Annotated in this window: 4 protein-coding genes and 1 pseudogene; 4 read left to right on the forward strand and 1 reads right to left on the reverse strand. The window is 37.4% G+C overall.

The annotated features are described in order from the left end of the window. The first annotated feature begins 128 nt into the window (after positions 1-128). Together AC1UFB_RS09295 and AC1UFB_RS09300 are read left to right on the forward strand one after the other, a co-directional pair. A complete protein-coding gene (locus AC1UFB_RS09295; RefSeq protein WP_100347499.1) occupies positions 129-401 on the forward strand; it encodes a DUF2564 family protein in 273 nt (90 codons plus the stop codon). Between the two features lie 202 nt (positions 402-603). Beyond that, positions 604-876, forward strand: a complete 273-nt coding sequence (locus AC1UFB_RS09300; RefSeq protein WP_035320105.1) for a hypothetical protein — start codon at positions 604-606, stop codon at positions 874-876. A gap of 33 nt (positions 877-909) precedes the next feature. Here the strand turns inward: AC1UFB_RS09300 and AC1UFB_RS09305 are convergent, their stop codons facing one another. After that, a complete protein-coding gene (locus tag AC1UFB_RS09305; protein WP_025908202.1) occupies positions 910-2,127 on the reverse strand; it encodes a NupC/NupG family nucleoside CNT transporter in 1,218 nt (405 codons plus the stop codon). A 321-nt stretch (positions 2,128-2,448) separates the two neighbouring features. Here AC1UFB_RS09305 and bcbE point away from each other — a divergent pair, with 321 nt between their 5' ends. Further along, a complete protein-coding gene (gene bcbE / locus AC1UFB_RS09310; RefSeq protein WP_482589050.1) occupies positions 2,449-3,678 on the forward strand; it encodes a bacillibactin exporter BcbE in 1,230 nt (409 codons plus the stop codon). A 99-nt stretch (positions 3,679-3,777) separates the two neighbouring features. Continuing rightward, positions 3,778-4,157 (forward strand): annotated as a pseudogene (locus AC1UFB_RS09315) (DUF4183 domain-containing protein). Positions 4,158-4,286: the final 129 nt, after the last annotated feature.

The following is a 4,286-nucleotide window of genomic DNA, read 5'->3' on the forward strand; positions in this document are numbered from 1 at the left end:
GCAAAGATAAAATTGCTGAAAATTTAGATTTTTATAAAGCGTTGAATTATTTTAATGCGACACTAGTGAGTAGTTCTGTATAATTTTTTTCGTCTTGCTTTATCCTATCTACAGGAGGTGTTTTCCGAATGAATAACTTTTCAAAGCAAGACGTAACAACAGGTTATAATGATTTGCAACAAGCTCAAGTCTCTATTCAATCGGCGCAAAAAATGATTGGAACTGCAACGATGAGCATGAGTCCACAGCAGCTTAGTGAAGCAACAGAAGCTCTAGCAAACGCGCGCACAGAATTAGAAGCGGCACAGGCAAACGCAACGGGCGTAGACGAAGAGTTTCTTCAAAAGTGCATGGCGGATTTAAAAGCTTGTGAGCAGCAGTTAACTGAGGCAAAGCAATAAGGTTGTAACAGAGGAAGAGCACTCTTTTCATCGTAAAGTGACCGCGATAAAAAGAGTGCTTTTTTCACTGATATACATAATGATTTAAATATCTGTAATATTATGGGTGTATTTACTAATCTTTGTTTTAGAGGTATAATGAAAATAGATATCGAAAAATTCTGTTTATTATCAGGTTAATTGTCGATAAGGAGTGAGAGCTGTGTACCGTACACAAGTGAAAGGAAATGAAATTATCGTTTTGTTTTCAACGACAGAAGCATCCAAAAAAAGGACTGATATTGAAAGAGAAAAAATCTATAAGCGCGTTCTTCATTTGGATGAAAAACTGCTTACATTTCATAATGGTACGAGCTTTACAATTGGAGATCCGCTAGGTTTGATTGTCGCTCATGTTAAGAAGAGTGAGTTAACGACAATTTACATTGAACATATTATTGATAAACAATTTATGTATCATGATGATGTGATTTAAAAAGGTGAGACGAATTCGTCTCACCTTTTGCTATTAAATAAACATACCTGCGATTGCTGCGCTTAATAAGTTAGCTAATGTACCAGCAAGAATAGCACGGAATCCTAAACGTGCGATTTCTGGGCGACGGCTTGGAGCCATGTTTCCTAAACCACCTAATAAAATAGCAAGTGAAGATAGGTTAGCAAACCCACATAGTGCAAAGCTGACAACAGCGACCGTTTTATCAGAAAGCTGATCAATCTGTGGAGCAAAAGAAGAGTACGCTACAAATTCATTCAACACAAACTTTTGTCCGATGAAACCAGCAGCTTGTACGGCCTCACTCCAAGGGACACCAATAACAAACGCAATCGGTGCAAACACAAACCCTAAAATGGTGTCAAGCGTAAAGTTTTCAAGATTAAAAAGGCTTCCAATTCCAGACAAAAGTCCATTTAACAATGCAATCAGTGCGATGAATGCAAGTAGCATTGCTCCTACGTTTAATGCAAGCTTTAACCCGTCAGATGCTCCGCGAGCAGCTGCATCAATCACATTAACCGTATCTTTATCTTTTTCCATTGCAATGCCTTCAGCTGTTGACGTCTTTTCTGTTTCTGGAATGATCATTTTGGCCATAATTAATCCGGCTGGAGCAGCCATAAAGCTTGCTGCTAATAAATATTCGATTGGTACACCTAAAGCTGCATATCCAAATAATACTGAACCAGCAACTGATGCTAGACCACCCGTCATAACGGCAAAAAGCTCTGATCTTGTCATTTTTGGCAAGTATGGTCGAATAACTAACGGTGCTTCCGTTTGACCAACGAAAATATTCGCTGCGGCAGATAAAGATTCCGTTTGGCTTGTTCCTAGTAGTTTGGCTAATCCGCCACCAAGGAACTTAATAATAATCTGCATGATTCCTAGATGATATAGAACCGCAATTAAAGAAGAGAAGAAGATAATTAACGTTAATACATTAAATGCAAAGATAAACCCAGTAGGCTGACTTGCATCCGACAGTGTACCAAACAAGAAGGAAATCCCTTCATTTGCATAGTTTACAACGTTTTGGACAGCAGTTGTTACTTTTTCTAAAGCTGCTCGGCCAACGTTCCATTTTAAGACGATAAATCCAAATAGAACTTGAATGGCTAAGCCGACTAATATCGTACGAGGTTTGATTGCGTTTTTATTACTGGATAATAAAAACGCTACCAAAAAGATAAATGCAATACCTAATAGACCCCAAAGGAAATTCATATTCTCCACCTTTTCTTTATGTTTTTAGCAAGTTGTCGTCAGACTTCTAACGTCTTACGACAACTTAAATATAATAGTTTTTATCGAAAAATAAAAGAGGTTTTTGAGTTTTTCCTCTTTTATCTTGTCCGAACTTTGATAATTTATGAATAAAAAATGAGTGATTAATCTTTTAAAAAGGTTTGATACACAAGGGATGGTTAAATCATAGGATTGTGATTTATGCATGAATAGGAAATGATAAAATAGCAAAAAAATATAGATATGCATTGTTTGGCAAATGCTTAAAATTGTTTAGCATCACGCTACCTGGAGGCTGCTATGGAAAGTAGAAAAAAAATGGACTTGCTTGCGCTTGCATCGGTTCCGCTTATTATGACACTGGGGAACTCCATGCTCATACCTGTTTTGCCAATCATTGAAAAGCAGTTGAAAATCAGTTCTATGCAGGTCTCAATGATTATTACCGTGTACTCAATATTTGCTATTTTTTTGATTCCAATTGCTGGCTATTTATCAGATCGCTTTGGACGAAAAAAAGTCATCATTCCCAGTCTAATTTTAGCAGGGATAGGTGGAGCAATTACGGGGTGGGCTTCATGGCAAATGGATAGCCCGTTTTGGATTATTCTAATTGGGCGAGCCGTTCAGGGGATTGGTTCAGCCGGTGCCATGCCAGTAGTGATTCCTTGTGTAGGGGATATGTTTGAGGACGAACAGGAAGTAACGAAAGGGTTAGGGTTAATTGAAACGGCTAACACGTTTGGTAAAGTATTAAGCCCCATTTTAGGTTCATTCTTAGCCTCTTTTATTTGGTTTTTACCGTTTTGGTTTATTCCTATTCTTTGTTTATTGTCCATCTTACTTGTTCTCTTTTTGGTGAAAACTCCTAAGTCAGGATCATCGGATACAAAGAAACAAAACATTAAAGATTTCATTAAAAATGTGAAGGGTACTCTTCATAAGAATATTCGCTGGCTGTTAGCCATTTTTATTTTAGGTGCTATTATCATGCTTGTTTTATTTGGAATGCTCTTTTATTTATCAACAATTCTAGAAGAGAGATACGACATTATCAATACAAAAAAAGGCTTTGTTATGGCCATTCCATTGCTTGCACTATCCATTGCCTCTTATGTTGCTGGAAAGAAAATTGGTAAGAATAAAGTTGTGATGAAATGGTGTTCATTCTTTGGATTTCTTCTATTAACTTGCTCTTTTCCCATCTTATTCTTTAATACCTCGATCGTCATGAGTATCATAACGCTTGTAATTGGCGGTATCGGAATAGGTGTTGCTCTCCCAAGTCTAGATGCTTTAATTACGGAAGGCATTGAGAAAGAAGAGCGAGGTACAATTACGTCAATATACAGTTCCATGCGCTTTGTTGGAGTCGCTGCCGGACCCCCATTGTATACATTGTTAATGAAATGGTCAGATATGGCTGTTTTCCAAATGTCTTTATTTGTTAGTGCAATTGGGGCTATCATTGTCCTTAAGGCAATCAAACCAACAGATGAAGCCGTGAAGGTTAAAAAAGCTGAGGTTTAATTTTATTTTAAAGATAAGATGTCTGTCCCTCACAACTTGTATTACTGTGCCATATACTATGAATGAAAAGATGAATCAGTGAAATGAGGGACAAAGAAGATGGCATTGCAAATTATGAAAATTTTAGCTTCTGCTACAACAGTTACAACCGTAAGCCCCGTTAATACAAAGTTATTCTACGTTACGACTGCACAAACGGATGGAGGAGGCACGTTAACAATCGATGCTGCTGACTTTTTTTAGATGATGGCTCAGCAGCAACGACACTTCCTGCACTAGAAAGCAACAATAGCTATTATCAAGTGTACATCAATGGTTTATTACAGATGGAAGGGTTATTGACTTACACACCTGGTGCTACGGGCGTAGGCTCAGTAGCAGTTGATGTACCAATAGGCGGATCAATTTTAACAGGAACGCCTGTTATTGTAGAGGTTGTTAACTTTACACCGGCTTCCTCAACAACCGTTACAACATAATGAAGCGATACGAAAGAAGCAAAGCTACATTTTTGCTTCTTTTTATTATGGAATTTAAGCTCACTAGTGTTGCATTAAAACAATTCAGCGCTTTATAAAAATCTAAATTTTCAGTAATTTTATCTTTGC

Source organism: Priestia sp. KCTC 13724 (assembly GCF_056820425.1).